Here is a 2,210-nt window from a genome sequence, read left to right as displayed (position 1 = left end):
TGCCCATCGAGAGCGCCTCGCCGAAAAGCCCGTTGCCCCTGTTTCCAGGGCCGCGTAACCTTCAATCCGGCAACGCCGCTCGCCGAAGTTCAACAAACTTCGGGACATCCCCTGGTCGGGGCACGATGTCGGCATGTGCAGGCGGATTTGGGTCTTCAATTCGACCACCCGAGCGGCGATTTTGATGAGGCGCAGACGCAACGTGTCGAACTGCGCGACGGCGAGGTGCGAACGCTTCGGCATCGCAGCTCGCAGGCCCCACATCAGCCAGTAGGCGCCAGCATGCAGGAACAGGCGGAACTGGTTCGCCGTCGCCTTGCTGCAGGAGGTGCGATCGGCGGCCAGATGTGTCTTGAATGACTTGATGTGGTTCTCGGCCGCTCCGCGACGGCAGTAGACGTCCTGATAGAGCGTCCTGGCCCTGCCGCCCACGAGATTGGTGACGATGAAGCGGGTGTCGGAGCCCTGGGTGCCGACCTCGACGCGAGCGATGATCCGCTCGACGCGGCTCCAGCTTGCGGCGCCGTCGAAGAACTCCTTGAACCTGCGAACCTTGCCTGTCCTCGCCGAAGCCTCGAAGCGCGCCGTCGTGCTGGTCTCAAGGCTCTCCACATGCTTGCGCAGGGTCGTGGTGGGAGCCACGCCGAAGATGAAGTCGATATCATTGGCGCGGCACCAGTCGATGACCAGCGGGCCACAGTAGTGGCTGTCGCCCCGGATCAGGATCCGCGTATGCGGCCAGTGGGCGCGGATTGCCCGTACGAGGCGACGCAGGTGAGCCCTGATTTCCGATCCCCTGGGACGCTTCGCCGGTCGCAGGACCGCGCCAACAAAGCGGCCCTCGCCATCGAACACCACGATCGGCTGGAAGCCGTATTCGTCGTGGTGGGCGTTGAACAGTCGCAACTGCTGACCGCCGTGCACGGCGTCGAACGTATCGTCGATGTCGAGCACGATCCGCTTCGGCGCCTGTCGGAACGAGCGACAGTAGAGATCGACCATGGCTCGGCCCATGGCGATCAGCTCCCGCACGCCAGGCAGGTTCTCCAGGCGGCAGATCGTCGATTGGGAGGCGAGCGAGCGACCCGACGGGAGCGTATCCTGGGCCATCTTGAACACCGGGTCAGAGCGCAGGCGGTCGGCGTCGTTGCCGTCTTCATAGCCGGCGGCGATCATCTTCATGCGAAAGCCGATCATGTCGGCCAGGCTGTGAACGATCTGGTTCGCAGAGCGCGGGTCGTTGATGCACTGGGCCAATCGCTCGGCGACACGAAGCCGTCGCTCCACCTCCGCCAGCGCGATCACGCCGCTGTCGGAAGACAGCAAGCTGCCGTCAAAGCGGGCCACGACGGCCTTGCCGCCGACAGATGACAAGCCGTCCAGCGGCAGTGTAGGCTCGTTCATGGCGGGTGTGGTCTCCGGGAAGTGACGCGGATCGGCTTAAGCAACCAAATCCTAAATCACCTCAACGGCTTGCGCCACATCCGTCGACCTCCCGTGCATTTTCCAGGCTAGCGCGGCATTAGAGCGTCGGGCGATTAATCTGCAACGCAGCCTGCAGCTTTGAAGTAATTCCAGCATTCGTCGGATGTGAAGAGGGCGCAGATATCGCCGACAGCGCGCCAGAGATCATCCAAGGTTCGGGCGGCCGCCTTTCGAAGCAGCGTCTTCAGCTTTGAGAAGGCCATTTCTATCGGATTGAGGTCGGGGGAGTATTTCGGCAGGAACAAGAGCCAGGCGCCCCGCTCGGCGATGGCCTGCGCGGCTCTTGGGCTCTTGTGTACGTTCAGGTTGTCCAGAATGACGACATCGCCGGGTTCGAGACATGGCGCCCTCGATGATCCAGGGGGCGACGAGTTCATGGCATCTGAGGCCGGCCACGAAGGTCTGGGTCCGCCATTTGCCGAACGGCGCCTCCGCCCGCAAACGCTCGGCGCAGGGGCTGCGTCCCCTGAGCGGCGTCATGTTGGTCTTCACACTGGTTTCGTCGATTGATCCTCCCCCATTGAACGGGTCCATCCTGAAGTATGGTTTTGACCATGAAGGAGGACCGCGAGATGGCCCGAAAGAGACACAAGCCGGACGAGATCGTTACGAAGTCCGCCCTGAATAATGGCTAAGCCGTTGAAGCGACGCACCCGGAAAGACGTTTGGACGTATGGGGTTTCGCCGTTTTTGGCTGGCTTGCTTGCAGGAACCAGACAAGCCAA

General features: G+C 62.5%; 2 protein-coding genes and 1 pseudogene. All 3 read right to left on the bottom strand.

Going from position 1 to position 2,210, the window contains the following annotated elements:
* Nucleotides 1-1,404, bottom strand: a 1,404-nt coding sequence (locus VQ042_RS25345; protein ID WP_331823014.1) for an IS1380 family transposase, incomplete at its 3' end; no start/stop codon positions are given.
* 134 nt (nt 1,405-1,538) lie between these two features.
* Nucleotides 1,539-1,992, bottom strand: a pseudogene (locus tag VQ042_RS25340) (transposase); the annotation flags it as partial.
* Nucleotides 1,974-2,210 (bottom strand): hypothetical protein (locus tag VQ042_RS25335; RefSeq protein ID WP_331823013.1); only part of this gene is annotated, 237 nt, incomplete at its 5' end. The gene VQ042_RS25335 and the pseudogene VQ042_RS25340, both read right to left, overlap by 19 nt.

This window comes from Aurantimonas sp. A2-1-M11 (assembly GCF_036549475.1).
Lineage (GTDB): Bacteria > Pseudomonadota > Alphaproteobacteria > Rhizobiales > Rhizobiaceae > Aurantimonas.
The sequence above is the reverse complement of the archived record's forward strand: the minus strand, read 5'-3'. Positions and strand labels throughout refer to the sequence as shown.